Raw genomic sequence first — 16,616 nt, forward strand, 5'->3', positions numbered from 1 at the left:
AATGACGACAGTCATGACCTTCTCCTTCCGCCTACCCGGCAGCGTAGCCCCGCCTAGTCCTGCGGCTCCGGAATGTTCGGATCCCACACCGGCGAGGGCACGAAGCGCGCGGCACTCGGCAGCGACCCGCAACACGTCGCCTACGGCAATAGAGCGCCGGACGCCCGGTACACAGCCCCGCTCGCCGACCAGGCACAATCGTGCTCACATCATGGCGATGACGCGGCCTTGATGTGCATACCCCCAAGGGGTGTATAAATGACTCAGAGCTTGATTACCCCCTGGGGGTATATGGAAGGGATGTCATGACCACGAGCGCGCTCAGCAGCCTGGAGCTGGACATCGCCGGGATGACGTGTGCCTCCTGCGCGGCCCGCCTGGAGAAGGCGCTGAACAAACTCGACGGCGTGACAGCGACCGTGAATTTCGCGATGGAACGGGCCAGTGTCACCGTCCCGGCGGGATACGACCCGCAGTCGCTGGTCACCGAGGTCGAAAAGGCCGGCTACACCGCCGTTCTGCCGCAACAGCACGAGAAACCCGGCGCGCAGGCCGAAGACCCCGAGCTGGCATCGCTGCGTCGTCGCCTGATCACCTCGACGGTGCTGGCCACCCCGGTGATCGCGATGGCGATGATCCCCGCCCTGCAATTCCGCTACTGGCAGTGGGCGTCGCTGGCCTTGGCCGCGCCGGTGGTGGTGTGGGCGGGCCAGCCGTTCCATGCCGCCGCGTGGGCCAACCTCAAGCACCGCGCCGCAACGATGGACACGCTGGTGTCGATCGGCACCCTGTCGGCGTTCTTGTGGTCGCTGTATGCGCTGTTCTTTGGGACGGCCGGCCAACCGCATCTGCACCACGGCTTCACGCTGACCTTAGAACGGACCACTGCGCCCAGCGACGGTGCCGGCAACATCTACCTCGAAGTCGCCGCCGGTGTGACCCTGTTCGTCCTTGCCGGCCGCTACTTCGAGAAGCGCGCCAAGCGGCGCGCGGGTGCTGCGTTGCGCGCTCTGATGGAGCTCGGCGCCAAGGAGGTCGCGGTGCTGCGGCCCGATATTCAAGGCATCGAGACCCGCATCCCGATCGAGCGCCTCAAAGTCGGCGACGATTTCGTCGTGCGTCCCGGCGAGAAGATCGCGACCGACGGGATCGTCATCGCCGGCTCGTCGGCCGTAGACGCCTCGATGCTGACCGGCGAGAGCGTCCCGATCGAAGTCGGCGAAGGCGATACCGTCACCGGCGCCACGGTCAACGCCGGCGGTCGTCTAGTCGTTCGGGCCACCCGGGTCGGCGGCGACACCCAGCTGGCGCAGATGGCCAAGCTGGTGGAGGCCGCCCAATCGGGCAAGGCCAACGTGCAGCGGCTCGCGGACCGCGTCTCGGGAGTGTTCGTTCCCGTCGTGATCGTGATTGCCGTGGCCACCCTCGTGGCGTGGCTCGCCGCCGGATTTCCGGTCGCGGCGGCGTTCACGGCCGCGGTCGCGGTGCTGATCATCGCCTGCCCGTGCGCACTGGGGCTGGCCACTCCGACCGCACTCCTGGTCGGCACGGGTCGGGCGGCCCAGCTCGGCGTGCTGATCAAGGGGCCCGAGGTGCTGGAGTCCACCCGCAAGGTCGACACGATCGTGCTCGACAAGACCGGCACCGTGACCACCGGCAAAATGACGCTCGTCGACGTCATCACTGCTCCCGATGCGGACCGTGCCACGCTGCTGCGTTACGCCGGAGCGCTCGAGGGCGCCTCCGAACACCCTGTCGCGCAGGCGATCGCCAAGGCCGCCAAGGCGGAATTCGGTTCCCTGCCGGCGCCCGAAGGCTTCACGAACGTTGCAGGCAAAGGCGTGCAAGGCATCGTCGACGGACATGCCGTCGTCGTCGGCCGCGAGAGCCTGCTGGCCGATTGGTCCCAGCACCTGGACCCTGCGCTGTCGGCGGCCAAGGTTCGCGCCGAGAGCGAAGGCAAGACCGCCGTCGCCGTGGGCTGGGACGGCAGCGCCCGCGGGGTCCTGGTGATCGCCGACACCGTGAAGCCGACCAGCGCCGAGGCCGTCCGGCAGTTCAAGCGGCTCGGGCTGACGCCGGTCCTGCTGACCGGTGACAACGAGATCGTGGCGGACCGCATCGCCGGCGAGCTGAGAATCGCCCACGTCATCGCCGAGGTCATGCCCGCCGACAAGGTCGCGGTGGTTCAGCGCTTACAGTCCGACGGCAAGGTCGTCGCGATGGTCGGCGACGGGGTCAACGACGCCGCCGCCCTGGCCACCGCCGATCTGGGCCTCGCGATGGGCACCGGCACGGACGTGGCGATCGAAGCCGCCGACCTGACACTGGTCCGCGGCGACCTGCGCGCCGCCGTCGACGCGATCAGGCTTTCCCGTAAAACGCTGGCCACGATCAAGACGAACCTTTTCTGGGCCTTCGGCTACAACGTCGCCGCGATCCCGCTCGCCGCGCTCGGCCTGCTCAATCCGATGCTCGCGGGCGCCGCGATGGCCTTTTCCAGCGTCTTCGTTGTCGGTAACAGCCTGCGCCTGCGGTCCTTCGCGAGCACGATCCCGTCGGGCAATATGGGATAGTTGGTCTGGCCTACCGGGTTCCATAGCTTTAAGGTCTCGACGTTTGCCCCAATTCCTCGGACAACTGTCCTTGCTGCACGGCTGGTTGCCACCAGCCACGCAAGCACTCGCATTGCTCGTCGCACTGATCGTGATCGATTGGCGCCGGCCGAACTGGTTCAAGCGCGCGTTGCCGGTGGCGCTGATCGCCGCGGCCGCGGTGACCGCGCTGGCGTATTGGTACATCGCCTCGCTCGGGGTGGCCGGGGACCCGGCACCGAAATCCTTGTGGCTGTGGATCGCGATGAGCGGATTGACCGCCGCGGTGCTGGTCCTGGGGTGGAAAGGCGCCCGCTGGTGGCGTCGGGGGCTCGCGTTTCTTTCCGTCCCGCTGTGCGCGTTGTGCGCGAGCATGTCCTTGAATCTCTGGGTCGGCTATTTCCCCACCGTGCTCGCCGCGTGGAATCAGCTGACGTCCGAGCCGCTGCCCGATCAGATCGACCGGTTGCGCGTCACCGCAATGCAGGTCGCCGGGACCAAGCCGGACAAGGGCGTCGTGGTGCCGGTGAACATCGACTCCGACGCCTCCCACTTTCCGCACCGTCAGGAACTCGTCTACCTGCCCCCGGCCTGGTTCAACACCAACCCGCCGCCCCGCCTGCCGACGGTCATGATGATCGGCTCGGCGTTCAACCTCCCTTCCGACTGGCTAGGGCCCGGCGGCGCCTTCACCGCCATCGACGGCTTCGCGGCCCGCCATCACGGTTTCGCCCCGGTGTTCGTGTTTGTCGACGCCACCGGCTCGTTCGACAACGACACCGAGTGTGTCAATGGGAGCCGCGGCAACGCCGCCGATCACTTGACCAAAGATGTGATGCCGTTCATGGTCTCGAACTTCGGGGTCAGCGCGGACCGGGTGAATTGGGGGGTCGCCGGATGGTCGATGGGTGGTACCTGCGCCGTCACCCTGGCCGTCATGCATCCGGAGTTGTTCAGCGCGTTCGTGGACATCGCCGGCGACTTCCGGCCCAACATCGGCAGCAAGGAACACACCATCGCGCAGTTGTTCGGCGGCAACACGGCCGCGTGGGTGGAGTACGACCCGCTCACCGTGATGACTCGGCACGGCCGCTACACCGGGTTGTCGGGATGGTTCGACATCCCGACGCCGCCTGGCGCACACAGCGTCGCGCAAGCGGCCAATCCCACCCTCGGCAGTACCACCGCGGCCAACCCCGAGGGCCAAGACGCTGCCGCCAACGCCCTGTGCGCCATCGCCGGGGCCAACGGGATCGGCTGCGCGGTGGTGACCCAGCCGGGCAAACACGACTGGCCATTCGCCGCCCAGGCGTTCGACGCATCATTGCCCTGGCTCGCCTCGACGCTGGGGACCCCGGAAGTCGAGCCGGTGCAGCTACCGCAGCAGGGCAGCGGGGAACCGCACTGATCCGATAGCGCGCCGTGACCGTATCGTGACCTGCGCAGCTCCAGGCCATTTTCGTGGAGAATTCACAGCTGACCCTCCTGTAACGAAACCGACATATTGGGGCTGGTGGTGGTACGGTTCGCTGCTGTGGATGCGAAGTTCGGCAGGGTAGGAGACCCGTACGCGGGCTCGCCTCTCGGCCACCGCACCGCAAACGGGGCCGTGCCGTGGAGGAGATGAAGCGCCGTCGTTTTCTCGGCTCGCTGGCCGCGGCCACGGTTGCCGCTGTGGGCGCGGCACGCCTGATCGTTGACCCGCAACCGCGCACATTTGCCCAGGCACCCCTGGATTCGCCGGCAACCTCGGGCCCGGCCGCGCCTTCGCCGGCCGGATTGTTGCCGCCCCCGCCGCTGAGTGCTCGCATCCCGCTCCCGGGTGGTGGGGCACTGATGAAGATCCCCGGCGACGGCGACCTGCTCGCGCTGACCCTCGACGACGGGGTCAACAGCGACGTCGTGCGCGCCTACACGCAGCTCGCCAAGGACACCGGCGCGCGGATGACGTTTTTCGTCAACGGCATCTACAACTCGTGGACCGACAATCTGGACCTGCTCCGGCCGCTGGTGGAGTCCGGGCAGATCCAGCTCGGCAACCACACCTGGTCGCACCCGGATTTGACGACGGTGCCGCAGAGCAAGGTCGAAGAAGAGCTCAAGCGCAACGACGAGTTTCTGAAGACGACCTACGGCGTCGGCGCGAAACCGTATTACCGGCCGCCCTATGCCAAGCGCAACGCCACCGTCGACGCGGTGGCGGCTGACCTCGGTTACACCGTTCCCACCCTATGGTCGGGTTCGTTGTCGGACTCGACGTTGATCACCGAGGAATACATCCTCAAGATGATCGACGAGTACTTCACCCCGCAGTCCATCGTGATCGGTCACCTCAATCACCTGCCCGTCACGCACGTCTATCCGCAACTCATCGACACCATCAAAGAGCGGAACCTTCGCACCGTCACACTCAACGACGTGTTCCTCAGAACGCCTTAGCGGCAACAAAATTGGTCGCGCCTGCCCACTAGGTGGCCAATTGAGCCAGTCGCTCATCAAGGGTGGCATGGAAGTGCCCGATCGCGCTCTCGTGCCGTCCGAACTCCACGAACTCGTTGGCGCCCGCGTGCAGCCCGCGTTGTACACCTGCCGACATCTCGTTGTCCTCCACCAGGCCGAGCGCGATGAAGCTGCCCTGACCTACCGGGTCCGTCGGTCCGCCGTCCGGCGATAGCCGGGCGGCGACTTCGGGCCTGACCATCGAATAGGTGGTCATCGTGGTGTGGTCGACGTCGACCGGATCGACCACAACCACACTCACCACATCAGGGAACGTCGCGATCATCACGTTGGGGAACAGCTGATACAGATAGGTCACCCGCGCACCGATGGTCCAGGATGTCTCCGGACGGTCGCGGAGCCGCTCAATATTCTGGTACGGGAAGGTGATTCGGCTATTCGGTCCGAACGCCTCGACCACGTTGAGGTCGTCGTACTGAACAGGGTAGAACGTGTCCTTGTGAGTCGAGCGGATGTGATAGCCCTCCAGGAATTGCTCGACGAGCACCTTCCAGTTCATCGCTCGCAAGGTGCAATCCACATACACGAGCCGCTCCGCCGGCACGAGCTTGTCCCGCCACGGGGTCCCATCGGTCAGCCAGCCCATCGCGTCATCGGCACGGTCTTGCGGACCCACCGGGTCGAGTGCAGCGATGACGACGAATCCGTCCACCTCGTGGCTGGTGACCTCGACCAGACCGCGGGCCGACATGTCCAGGTCGGGGAATGCGTCGGCGTGCGGCACATGCGCGAGCGAACCGTCCAGCCGATACGTCCAGCCGTGGTAGCGGCACACCAGCGCCTGCGAGCACCCGGCGTCCTCGACAAGGGCAAAGCCGCGATGCCGGCAAGCGTTGCGGAACACGCGCGCCCGTCGATCGCGCCCCCGCACCGCGAATAGTGGCACCCCGAAAGCGGTTCGTTCGACGTGGTCGCCGGGGTTCGGAATAGCAGCCGAGGGAACGAAAACGCTCGGCATCGTGCGCAGCAACCGGAGTTCCTCGGCGAACCGACCTGGGTTCACATAGTTTTCGACGGGCTCACGCCAAGCCACACCCTCATCGGTGGTGCCGGCGTCGATATGGGCGAGGATGCGCCGGACAATCTCCACATCATCAGCCACCAACGACTTCGTCGGGGAACCCATGCGTGCCAGTATCACACTATGGGAATCACGCGTCAATGATTTGGTGATACCGTTGTCACCCGTGCCCGCCCTACCTCAACCCGGCGTGAGCGACCTGATCGGCAACCGACCGCTCAGCGCGCGCTCGGTGCTCGCCACCGCTCTGTTGGGCGCCGACCAACCCCGCCTCACGGTCGCGGAGCTGATCGCGGTCGCCTCCCAATTCGGCATCAGCCCCGGCGCGGCCCGCACCTGCCTATGGCGGATGGTCTCCAATGGCGAACTCACCGGCGATGACGGCTGCTACACACTCGCCGGGCACTTGTTGGAACGCCGCCAGCGTGTCGACGACGCCTCCCGGATCGACGACGTGCCCCTCTCCGGATGGGACCGGACATGGGAACTGGCGATCGTCTCCCTGGATCGTCGGTCTGCAGCCGATCGCCTCGAGCTGAGGAAAGCAGCGACGGCCCTGCACCTCGCGGAGCTTCGGGAAGGCGTGTGGATACGTCCGGACAACCTTGACCCGCAACGGCTTCCGACATCGCGGGCAGTGCTGGACCAGCAGTGCACCCACTTCCACGGGGCGGCGACCGACATCTGCGCCGACAAGATGCGGTTGCTCTTTTCGCTCGATCCGTGGGAAGACGATGCCAGGACGCTCATCGAGGCGATGGATGTTGCGCTCAAGACCGGCAAACGCGACGATTCGCCCGAAACCTTCACCTACGAGTTCGCACTATCGATCGCCGTCGTTCAGCATCTGCAGCGCGACCCGCTGCTACCCGTTGAGCTCATTGGCGACCGTTGGCCGGGACACACGCTGCGCAATACCTATCACCGTTTCGACGAGGCATTCAAACGACGAATCAAGACAGTGCTAAGACCTGTCTCCAGTTCTGTTGTGGGACAATGAGATTTGCGGTCGCACGAGCTACGGCACCCGACATTCTCTCACCGTCTGGGGCGTGATCACGAGGTATGCCGGTTGCGACTGGCCGTAGTACCGCGTCCGCAGCGCCCATAGCCGTATGTGACTCAGTTCGACCGCAGCGAAATGTGGTTGGAGGTAGTAGCGCAACGCGATTCGAGCGAGCACCGCCGGCGGTGGTACGCCTGATTCTGCTCGGGCAACGCCGCGCACGACAAGCCGGCTCTGGTCGGACCGGCCCTCTCCGCCGAGCAGTAGGGCCACCTGTGAAGTAGCAGTCACGTTACGCACTGTCCAGGACGACGCTGACGTCGTCGCATACAAGCGGCCATGGTGAGGCACGAACCACAGCGGTACCGCGAATGGCGTGCCCTTGAGTGAACGGCTGGCCAGAATCATGATTCGCGACTTTTCCATCGCCGTTGTGAGGTTCGGAGACTGTAGACACGAAGCGTCACCCTCTTCGTCGGCGGCCGAAAACGACGCGGCTAACGGATCTCGGGCCACCGTCGGTGCCGGTGTCTCGCGCAGTGAACCGTAGTCCCAGGCCACTATGCGGCTGGGCACCACCCGATAAGAGCATTCGCCTATCTCCGTAGCCGTCCCTCTAACAGTCAAGGAACGCAAGCGAAACCACTGCGGACCGTCGTCGGCGATCACCACGACATTGCGGCCTGCCAGATCCGGGCTACGCCGTGGCAGCTTGACGATGCGCGCCGACGATGGGGGATCGGCAGGTTCTTCGAGGGCTACATCCACCGGTAGCAAGACGATCTCGTCGTCCACGACGGCGGCCAGCGCCGCGCGTGGCGGTGCCAGTGCCAAATCGGCTACGGCTCTCACGTCGACATCACGGGTGATCACAACCGCCGCCTTCTCGTTAGACGCACCTCGATTCGAAAGTACGCCGGTGATGTCGCTTGTTGACGTCAGGCACCGGATTCCGCGGATTCCACCGACAGCAACATCTCCAAGGTCTCGCGAAACTCTCCCAGTCGCTGCTTACCCAGCAACCGTTGCCATCGCTTCTCCAAATCGATTGCGTTCGAACGCATTACCCCCAGCGCCTGCTGACCGCGTGGTGTCAGCTGGATGATGCGGGCACGGGCGTCGACAGGGTCGGGCACTCGCGTGACGTATCCATGCCGCTCCAGGGCCACCACCGCCTGGGCCACCGCCTGCCGACTCACCCGGAGCCGATCGGCCAAATCCGAAGCATGGAGTCCGCCAACGGCCAGAGGTACCAGGGCAACCGCTTGCGCGGGGCGGATCCCGTCCAGTCCGGCTGCGGCGAATGCCGCTCTCAAGCGGGGCGCCCCCGATGCGGCAACCAAATTCACCAGCGCCGGCACGGTGGGTTTCCAGTCGGCATCCACAACACGTCGCATGAACACAAAGTGTGCCATCCGGGTCGAGATTGACAAGCTACTTGTCAAATGCCGTGGGGGCTGCCACGATGGCGTCATGCGATCCGGCCACATCCGTGCGCTGAGCGTGTGCGTTCTCGGGACTCTGGTTGTCGTACTAGGCGGATGCCTGGGCGGCGGACATGCGTTGGGAACGCCGGGTTCTCAATCGATCCCGGTCGGGCAATCCACCCAGACCATCGAGGCGGGCGGGGCCAGCAGAACTTTTCATCTGTACCGGCCGCAGGGACTGACCGATGCGATCCCGCTGGTAGTGATGCTGCACGGCGGGTTCGGCAACGGTGCTCAGGCCGAGCGTTCCTATCACTGGGACGGTGCGGCCGACAGTGGCCGCTTCCTGGTCGCCTACCCCGACGGTCTCAATCGCGCCTGGAATGCCGGTACATGCTGCGGCGAACCCCAGCGCGACAACGTCGACGACGTCGGATTCATCACCTCCATGGTCGGCGCCATAGAGCAGGAGATCCCCGTCGATCACGCCCGCGTCTACGTCACCGGCATGTCGAACGGGGCGATGATGGCGCTTCGCCTGGGGTGCCAAACCGATACCTTCGCCGCGATCGCTCCCGTCGCGGGCACCCTGCTGACGGGCTGCGCCGGGGCGCGCCCGACCTCCGTTCTGCAGATCCACGGCACGGCCGACGACCGGGTCCCCTATGACGGCGGTCCCGGTAAAGCCTTCGCCGGCAACGGAAATCCACGCGTGGACGGCCCCTCGGCGGAAGCGGTCAATGCGACCTGGCGTGAGATCGACGCGTGCGGCTCGCCGACGTCGACAACGTCCGGGGACGTGACGACGCAGACGGCCGGATGTGCCGACGGGCGAACCGTCGAGTTGATCTCGGTGGCCGGGGCCGGACACCAATGGCCGGGCGGCGAGCCGAGTCCACTCGCGGAACGGGTCGCCGGCATTCCGGCTCCGTCCACCGCGCTCGACGCCACCGCCACGATCTGGCAATTCTTCACCCAGAGTCATCGCTGAAGCGGTCACCGGGAACTAATCTCTAAAATTTTAGAGATTTCTCTTCCACTGGCGGGTGGTCCATTGTTACCTTTTCGTGATGCGCCGGTGTGGGGGAATCTTCGCAATCCTGGTTGTGCTCGGTTCGGCGCTGATCGGCTCCGGTCACGCGCACGCGGACGGCGGTGACGAGCCGCAGTATGCCGAGTTCTACACCGCGCCGGATCCGCTGCCGCCCGGCCAGCCTGGCGACCTGATCCGCACCGAACCGTCGCGGCTGGTGCTGGAGCCGTCCGGCCAGCTGGGCGCGATCATGGCCACCGGTACCCGAATCATGTACCGCAGCACCGATACTCGCGGTCGGCCGATCGCCGTCACCGGTACCTACTTCGAGCCTTACAACGCGTGGCCGGGCAAGGGACCGCGGCCCTTGATCAGTTATGCGCCCGGAACGCAGGGTCAAGGCAATCAGTGTGCTCCGTCGCGAATGTTCAACCAGGGCATCCACTATTCGGGCGGCTGGGACATCATGTTCAACTACGAGGAACTGTTCGTCGCCACGATGGTTGCCCGCGGCTTCGCCATCGTGATGACCGACTACGAGGGCCTGGGCACCGCGTCCATGCACACCTATGTGGGCCGCGTCGCGGAGGGGCAGGCCGTGCTCGATGCCGCCCGCGCGGCAATGCGCCTGCCCGGGACGTCATTGGATCCGCAAGGGCCCGTGGCATTTTGGGGCTACTCGCAAGGAGGCGGAGCGACCGCGTCGGCGGCCGAACTCGCTCCGTCGTATGCCCCGGAGCTGCACATCGTCGGCACCTACGCGGGCGCGCCTCCAGCCAACCTGAAGGAACTGCTGCCCTACGCCGACGGCAGCGTCCTGGTCGGCGTCGTCGGCTATGCCCTCAACGGTGTCATGGCCGAATACCCGGAGTTCGCCGACATCATCCGCTCCAAGATGACACCCCGCGGGCTGGCGATGCTCGAATCGGCGTCGCGCCAGTGCGTAGGTCAGACCCTGCTGGATTTCATGTTTCGCCATCTGCAGCCCTACTTCACCGAAGACATCTATCAATTGGTCAACGAAGAACCGTTCAACACCCTGTTCGAAGCGCAGAAGCTCGGACGCTACAAACCCACCACGCCGGTGCTGATCAACAGCAACCGCTACGACCCCCTGGTGCCCTGGACCGCGGCCAATCAGCTCGGTCGCGACTGGTGCGCCCAGGGCGCCGACGTGGAATTCCGCACCAACGAGGAGCCACCGTTCCTCAACAAGCTGATCATCAATCATGGCCTGGTGATGCTCGTCGACGGTGAACCGGCCATGCAATGGATCGCTGCCCGCTTCAACGGCGAGCCCACCGCGCCAAACTGTGGTCAGTTCTAAATCGCTCATAAAATCGGGGTCGCCATGACGACCAGTGCACGCAGGAAGCACAACGCACCCGAGCGGCGTCGACAGCTCACCGACGCCGCGATCGAACTGCTGGGCAGCGACGGTGTCCACGGCGTGAGCCATCCCAAAGTCGACGAGCGCGCCGATGTGCCCGCGGGCAGCACGTCGTTCTACTTCAGGACCCGAAAAGCGCTGCTGCAAGCTGTGGCCACGCGGCTGACCGACCTCGATGTCGCCGACTTCTCGCTGATGACCGAGCTCGCCGGCTCGCAGTCGACGCATTTCGCCGGCACCGCGGGGCTGGCCCGGATTGTCATGTACGTGAACACCGAGCCCTGGCTGACCCGCGCCAGGGCACGCTATGAGCTCATGTTGCTCGCCAGCCGCGACCCCGAATTGGCAACGAGGCTCAACGAATCTTCCGACCGGCTCTACACGTTGGCCCGCGAGGTTGTCACTCAATGGCATCCCGTGGAAAGCGAACCGGATTCGGCGTTGATCGAGGATCAGGCGCTGGCCACCCTGACATTCATCAATGGGGTGATGATGACGTTCGTTGCGGGTCAGCCTGTTGTCGCGAGCGCCGAACACCTCGACCGACTCATCCAGGGCGTCATCGCCGGAGTCGCTCGGGTTCGCAGCGACTGAAATTTTCGACCGCGGGGCGGATGATCAACGCGTGGAATTCCTCACTGATCTGGTCACCAACGTTCCGCAGGGCACTCCCGACAGCGAGGTGGAGGCCACCAGAGCCGCTGAAAAGCAGCGGGCCGCCGAGTTGGCCCGGCAGGGAAACTTACTGCGACTGTGGAAGCCGCCTGCCGAACCCGGAGTATGGCGTACCTGGGGCCTCTTTCGAGCCGCCGATGAAACCGAACTTCAATCGATCCTGGCAACGATGCCGCTGCACAAGTGGATGACGGTCGGGGTGACTCCGCTGACGCCACACCCCAACGATCCGGGCAGCGCTGAGCACTGATTTCCGTTACCCTGCAGCGGGATTCCGACGCGATCTAGGTGGCGATCATTCCATCGATCAGCCGATGCAGTACCTGGCGAGTCTCGCGGCGAGCACGCTTCGGGTCTTCGGAGGTCGCGATCGCCATCGCCGCCTCGTCGAGCGCGCCGATCAGCACATGCGCCAGCGGCCGCACCGGTTGCCGCGCCAGCTGGCCCGCCTTGATCGCCTCGCTGAGCAGCTGCTCGGTCATCCCCAGGCTGTACCGCTGGGCGACGTCACGGAATCCCGCCCAGCCCAGCACGCTGGGTGCGTCGAGCAGAATCAGCTGACGGACCTCCGGATCAGCGGACACCTCGAGCCAGGCATCGACGGCCGCGCGGATGGCATCCGCGGGTGTTGCGCCGCCCGATGTGGCGACCAAGGTCGCCATCCGCGCCATCACGTCTTGCTCTACGACCTCGACGACTTCTCTGAATAGGGCTGCCTTATCGGCGAATTGGTGATACATGGCCCCGCGGGTAACGCCCGCGGCGGCGGCGATCTCCGGCGTCCCCACCTCCACGTAGCCCCGTTCCCCCCACAGCCGACGGGCAGCGGAGATCAGCGCGTCGCGGGTCGCCGCGGAGCGCTCTTCCTGGGTCCGTCTCTTGCTTTCCATACAACCTGTTGGTAACTTACGAACAGACAGCCTGTTTGTAAATGTATCTCTCGAAGTAGGAGTCCTCTATGTCGACGATCGACATTAGCGCCGGAACCATCCATTACGAAGCAACCGGACCAGAAAACGGCAGGCCAGTCGTGTTCGTACACGGCTACATGATGGGTGGGCAACTGTGGCGTCAGGTCGGCGAACGCCTCGCCGGCTTGGGCCTGCGGTGCATCGCCCCCACCTTTCCCTTCGGCGCGCACACGCAACCGCTGCGCCGCGGTGCCGACCAGACCATCTACGGAGTGGCGCGCGTGGTGGCCGATGTGCTTGCCGCGCTGGACCTCGAGGACGTAGTGCTGGTGGGCAACGACACCGGCGGTTTGGTGACCCAACTCGTGGCCGTGCACTATCCCGAACGCGTGGGCGGGCTTGTGCTCACGAGTTGCGATGCGTTCGAACATTTTCCGCCTCCGATCCTCAAACCGCTCATCATGGCGGCCCAGACGAAGCAGCTGTTCCGGACCGCCATCCAGGCGGTGCGGGTGCCGTTGGTGCGCAAGCGTGCTTTCGATGGACTGGCGCACAGCAACATTGACCACCTGACCCAGCTCTGGGTCCGCCCGGCATTGAGCGATGCGGCGATCGCAGAAGACTTGCGCCAGTTCACCCTGTCGCTGCGTACGGAGGTCGCCACCGGCGTCGCCGCCCGCCTGCACGAGATCGACAAGCCCACTCTCGTCGCCTGGTCGGCCGACGACGTGTTCTTTGCACAGGAGGACGGCCGGCGTCTCGCCGCGACGATCCCCAACGCCCGCCTCGAAGTCATCGACGGCGCGCGGACGTTCTCGATGGTGGACCGGCCGGAGCGACTCGCCGACCTGTTGTCGACGATCGCGGTGCGCACCTAGCGCGCTCCCCTCCAGGCGGTGTAGTGGCGGCTGCGCTGGCCGTATAGCGTTTCGGCCATGTCAGACCTACCCACGCTCAAAGACCGACGAATCCTGGTGACCGGCGGAGCGACCGGTATCGGTGCCGCCGCCGTCGGAGTGCTCACCGCGGCTGGGGCCAAAGTCGCCGCGACCTATCACCAGACTCCGCCGCCAGATGGCCTTACGGCCACCTGGATACAGTGCGATGTGCGTGACGCCGACGCCGTCTCGGCGATGGTCGGGCAATCCGCCGAACAGCTTGGCGGACTGGATGTCCTGGTGAACGCCGCGGGGCTGTGGCAAGCCGGGATACCGGGCTATATCGGCGCCGACGACATCTCGTTCCTGTTGGACACCAACATCAAGGCGACCATCCTGACCAATCAGGCTGCCTACACCGTCATGAAGGATCAAGATCCCAAGGGGGGCAAGATCATCAACTTCGGGTCCTCCGAAGCCGTTATGGGCAGCCCGATTTCGGCTGTCTACGCCGCGACCAAAGGTGCGGTGCAGGCCTGGACGCGATCGGCCGCCAAAGCCTGGGCCGCCGACAACGTCACCGTCAACGCCCTGGCGCCCGCGGTGCAGACGGCGGGAGCCGACCGGCTGCGAGCTTTCCTCGGACCGGAGGCCGCGCCACTCATCGACCAGCAGATGAAAATGATGATTCCGCTCGGCGGGACATTGGGAGATCCGGCGCGCGATGTCGGGCCCATGCTGGTTTTCCTGGCCGGCCCGGGGTCGGGCTTCATCACCGGCCAGCTGCTGGCCGTGGACGGCGGCCTGATGATGGTGGGCGGGTAGGGAACCACCGGAGCCATTGCGGCGTGAGCAACCCGCTAAGATAAGACGGACCGTCTCGTCTCGTAGCGGTGGGCAGAGTGAAGGTGAATCTCGATGACTGACGACACGATGCAGGCATTCCTGCGACGGCGCGTGTCGGATACCAACATCGCCGTGAAACACCATGATCTGCAATGGACTTGGAGCCAGCACCTTCAGCAGGCAACCGCGCGGGCCGCGGCCCTGATCGGCGCGGCCGATCCGCAACGACCGCTGCACGTTGGCGCTCTGCTGGGCAACACGCCCGAGATGCTCAACCAGATGGCGGCGGCAGGGCTGGGAGGCTATGTGCTGTGCGGCCTGAACAACACCCGGCGCGGTGAGGCGCTGGCCGCCGACGTCCGGCGGGCCGACTGCCAGTTCGTGGTCACCGACGCCGAGCACCGCCCGCTATTGGATGGGTTGGACCTCGAGGGAACACAGATCCTCGACACCTCCACACCGCAGTGGGCTGAATTCCTCGGTGCTGGCGGCGAACTGGTTCCGCATCGGGAAGTCAACGCGACGGACGCGTTCATGATGATCTTCACCTCGGGAACCAGCGGAAATCCCAAAGCCGTTCAGGTCTCGCACCTGATGGCGATGTTCGCCGGCACCAACCTGGTCCAGCGCTTCGGCCTCTCCGAACAGGACACCTGCTACGTGTCCATGCCGCTGTTCCACAGCAACGCCGTGGTCGCCGGATGGGCGCCCGCGGTGGTCTCCGGCGCCGCGATCGTCCCGGCGAAGTTCTCGGCAACCAATTTCCTCGACGATGTCCGCCGCCACGGCGCGACGTACATGAACTACGTCGGCAAGCCGCTTGCCTACATCCTGGCCACCCCCGAACGCGGCGACGACGCCGACAACCCGCTGCGGGTGGCATTCGGCAACGAGGCCAACGACAAGGACATCGAAGAATTCGGGCGCCGATTCCGCGTCCAGGTGGAGGACGGCTTCGGCTCGACGGAAAACGCGGTCATCGTGATCCGCGAAGAAGGCACCCCGAAAGGCTCGATCGGCAGAGGCATCGACGGGATCGCGATCTACAACAGCGACACCATCACCGAGTGCGCGGTGGCGCGCTTCGACGCCACCGGCGCGCTCACCAACGCCGACGATGCCATCGGCGAGCTGGTCAACACCACCGGATCGGGCTTCTTCACCGGCTACTACAACGACCCCGCGGCAAACGCCGAGCGCATGCGTCACGGCATGTACTGGTCCGGCGACCTCGCCTACCGCGACGCCGACGGATGGATCTACCTCGCCGGCCGCACCGCCGACTGGATGCGGGTGGACGGCGAGAACATGGCGGCGGCACCCATCGAGCGAATCCTGCTGCGCCACAGCGTGATCAACCGGGTCGCGGTGTATGCCGTCCCGGACGAACATGTCGGCGACCAGGTGATGGCCGCCATCGTGCTGAACGAGGGCCAGACCCTCGACCCCGATGAGTTCGAAGCCTTCCTCGGTGCGCAGCCCGACCTGTCCCCCAAGGCGCGGCCACGCTATGTGCGTATCGCCACCGACCTGCCCAGCACCGCCACGCACAAGGTGCTCAAGCGCCAGTTGATCGCCCAAGGCACGGCCTTCGAAACGGGGGGAGTCGACGGCGAAACCCTGTGGGTGCGCGAACCACGTGGCACGGCCTACCGGAGCGCGGCTAGTTCTTTGGTGTCCGACGGCGGATCTGCCCCTTCGCCCGCGGCACCCGCTTGACGGGATCTCGGCTTGTGCCACTGGCGATCTCGTCGCGCAGCTGCGCGATGTTCGAGATCTCCGCGTACAACCCACGGATGGTGTAATCCAGGACGGCAAACGAGAAGCGCTGGTCCGGGTCGTCGGTGATGCCGAGCTCGCGGGAGCGCTGCCGCGACCACAGCGCCTCGTCCAGCCGGGCCCGGGTCGCCTCGAGATGGCGGTCCAACGTGTCGACGACCCGTTCCGGATCCTCGCCCCGCGCGAGCCAGGTACGCAGAATGACGGGGTGCTTGATGACGACCTGATCGTCGCCCGGAAAGTGTTGCACCCAACGGCGAAGTGCCTCGAGCCCGGAGTCCGTGGTCTCGTACAACGTGATCGCACGCTTGCCCGATTGCGTACCGATTTCGCTGACCATCCCCCGCGCCAGCAGCCTGTTCAGCTCTCGTCGCACGTGACTGACCGACGGCGACCAATAGAAGTGGCCGACGCTCAGCTCGGCGCGCATCTTGATCTCACCGGCCGTTAGTTGTTCGTCGTTGGCCGCCAGCACACCCAGTACCAGGTAGGCCGTTACCGGTAGGCCGTTGGTGGTGCGCCGGGGACTCACGACC

The 16,616-nt window shown here is 65.5% G+C and carries 16 protein-coding genes; 11 read left to right on the plus strand and 5 right to left on the minus strand.

What is annotated here, in order from left to right; all coding sequences use genetic code 11:
• Nucleotides 1-305 precede the first annotated feature (305 nt).
• The 3 genes from ACZY0B_RS18855 to ACZY0B_RS18865 all read left to right on the plus strand — a co-directional run bounded on the left by ACZY0B_RS18855 (nucleotide 306) and on the right by ACZY0B_RS18865 (nucleotide 5,033).
• Nucleotides 306-2,576 carry a heavy metal translocating P-type ATPase gene (locus ACZY0B_RS18855; RefSeq protein WP_463765728.1) on the plus strand — a complete coding sequence of 757 codons (2,271 nt, stop codon included), beginning with the start codon at nucleotides 306-308 and terminating at the stop codon, nucleotides 2,574-2,576.
• Between the two features lie 43 nt (nucleotides 2,577-2,619).
• Nucleotides 2,620-4,002, plus strand: coding sequence for an alpha/beta hydrolase (locus ACZY0B_RS18860; RefSeq protein WP_463765729.1), 1,383 nt, complete (start codon nucleotides 2,620-2,622; stop codon nucleotides 4,000-4,002).
• Nucleotides 4,003-4,217: 215 nt separating this feature from the next.
• Nucleotides 4,218-5,033, plus strand: a complete 816-nt coding sequence (locus ACZY0B_RS18865; RefSeq protein WP_463765730.1) for a polysaccharide deacetylase family protein — start codon at nucleotides 4,218-4,220, stop codon at nucleotides 5,031-5,033.
• 28 nt (nucleotides 5,034-5,061) lie between these two features.
• Here ACZY0B_RS18865 and ACZY0B_RS18870 read toward each other — a convergent pair whose 3' ends face one another.
• Complete coding sequence (locus tag ACZY0B_RS18870; RefSeq protein WP_463765731.1) at nucleotides 5,062-6,240, minus strand: aromatic ring-hydroxylating oxygenase subunit alpha; 1,179 nt, start codon at nucleotides 6,238-6,240, stop codon at nucleotides 5,062-5,064.
• A gap of 61 nt (nucleotides 6,241-6,301) precedes the next feature.
• Between ACZY0B_RS18870 and ACZY0B_RS18875 the strand changes: the two genes are divergently transcribed.
• A complete protein-coding gene (locus ACZY0B_RS18875) occupies nucleotides 6,302-7,135 on the plus strand; it encodes a PaaX family transcriptional regulator C-terminal domain-containing protein (RefSeq protein WP_463765732.1) in 834 nt (277 codons plus the stop codon).
• A gap of 18 nt (nucleotides 7,136-7,153) precedes the next feature.
• Here the strand turns inward: ACZY0B_RS18875 and ACZY0B_RS18880 are convergent, their stop codons facing one another.
• Both ACZY0B_RS18880 and ACZY0B_RS18885 read right to left on the minus strand, forming a co-directional pair.
• Entirely contained in the window at nucleotides 7,154-8,014 is an 861-nt protein-coding gene (locus ACZY0B_RS18880; protein WP_463765733.1) for a pyridoxamine 5'-phosphate oxidase family protein, read from the minus strand.
• Nucleotides 8,015-8,079: 65 nt separating this feature from the next.
• Nucleotides 8,080-8,538, minus strand: a complete 459-nt coding sequence (locus ACZY0B_RS18885) for a MarR family winged helix-turn-helix transcriptional regulator (protein WP_463765734.1) — start codon at nucleotides 8,536-8,538, stop codon at nucleotides 8,080-8,082.
• A 76-nt stretch (nucleotides 8,539-8,614) separates the two neighbouring features.
• Here ACZY0B_RS18885 and ACZY0B_RS18890 point away from each other — a divergent pair, with 76 nt between their 5' ends.
• From ACZY0B_RS18890 to ACZY0B_RS18905, 4 genes are all read left to right on the plus strand, one after another.
• Nucleotides 8,615-9,559 carry an extracellular catalytic domain type 1 short-chain-length polyhydroxyalkanoate depolymerase gene (locus tag ACZY0B_RS18890; protein WP_463765735.1) on the plus strand — a complete coding sequence of 315 codons (945 nt, stop codon included), beginning with the start codon at nucleotides 8,615-8,617 and terminating at the stop codon, nucleotides 9,557-9,559.
• Nucleotides 9,560-9,638: 79 nt separating this feature from the next.
• Nucleotides 9,639-10,928 carry a lipase family protein gene (locus ACZY0B_RS18895; RefSeq protein ID WP_463765736.1) on the plus strand — a complete coding sequence of 430 codons (1,290 nt, stop codon included), beginning with the start codon at nucleotides 9,639-9,641 and terminating at the stop codon, nucleotides 10,926-10,928.
• A gap of 24 nt (nucleotides 10,929-10,952) precedes the next feature.
• On the plus strand, nucleotides 10,953-11,585 hold the full coding sequence (locus ACZY0B_RS18900; protein WP_463765737.1) for a TetR/AcrR family transcriptional regulator: 633 nt from the start codon (nucleotides 10,953-10,955) through the stop codon (nucleotides 11,583-11,585).
• A 31-nt stretch (nucleotides 11,586-11,616) separates the two neighbouring features.
• Nucleotides 11,617-11,916: a muconolactone Delta-isomerase family protein gene (locus ACZY0B_RS18905; protein WP_463765738.1), complete on the plus strand. Its 300-nt coding sequence runs from the start codon at nucleotides 11,617-11,619 to the stop codon at nucleotides 11,914-11,916.
• A gap of 34 nt (nucleotides 11,917-11,950) precedes the next feature.
• On the opposite strand, the gene ACZY0B_RS18910 is transcribed toward ACZY0B_RS18905, so the two are convergent.
• Nucleotides 11,951-12,556: a TetR/AcrR family transcriptional regulator gene (locus ACZY0B_RS18910; protein ID WP_463765739.1), complete on the minus strand. Its 606-nt coding sequence runs from the start codon at nucleotides 12,554-12,556 to the stop codon at nucleotides 11,951-11,953.
• A 68-nt stretch (nucleotides 12,557-12,624) separates the two neighbouring features.
• Here ACZY0B_RS18910 and ACZY0B_RS18915 point away from each other — a divergent pair, with 68 nt between their 5' ends.
• The 3 genes from ACZY0B_RS18915 (at nucleotide 12,625) to fadD1 (ending at nucleotide 16,020) form a co-directional block, all read left to right on the plus strand.
• A complete protein-coding gene (locus ACZY0B_RS18915; RefSeq protein ID WP_463765740.1) occupies nucleotides 12,625-13,455 on the plus strand; it encodes an alpha/beta fold hydrolase in 831 nt (276 codons plus the stop codon).
• Between the two features lie 57 nt (nucleotides 13,456-13,512).
• On the plus strand, nucleotides 13,513-14,280 hold the full coding sequence (locus ACZY0B_RS18920; RefSeq protein ID WP_463765741.1) for an SDR family NAD(P)-dependent oxidoreductase: 768 nt from the start codon (nucleotides 13,513-13,515) through the stop codon (nucleotides 14,278-14,280).
• Nucleotides 14,281-14,373: 93 nt separating this feature from the next.
• Nucleotides 14,374-16,020, plus strand: a complete 1,647-nt coding sequence (fadD1, locus tag ACZY0B_RS18925; protein ID WP_463765742.1) for a fatty-acid--CoA ligase FadD1 — start codon at nucleotides 14,374-14,376, stop codon at nucleotides 16,018-16,020.
• On the opposite strand, the gene ACZY0B_RS18930 is transcribed toward fadD1, so the two are convergent.
• Nucleotides 15,965-16,612 (minus strand): PadR family transcriptional regulator, encoded by a 648-nt coding sequence (locus tag ACZY0B_RS18930; RefSeq protein ID WP_463765743.1) that lies wholly within the window; start codon nucleotides 16,610-16,612, stop codon nucleotides 15,965-15,967. The genes fadD1 and ACZY0B_RS18930 overlap by 56 nt on opposite strands.
• Nucleotides 16,613-16,616 lie beyond the last annotated feature (4 nt).

This window comes from Mycobacterium sp. IDUB_19 (genome assembly GCF_055419445.1).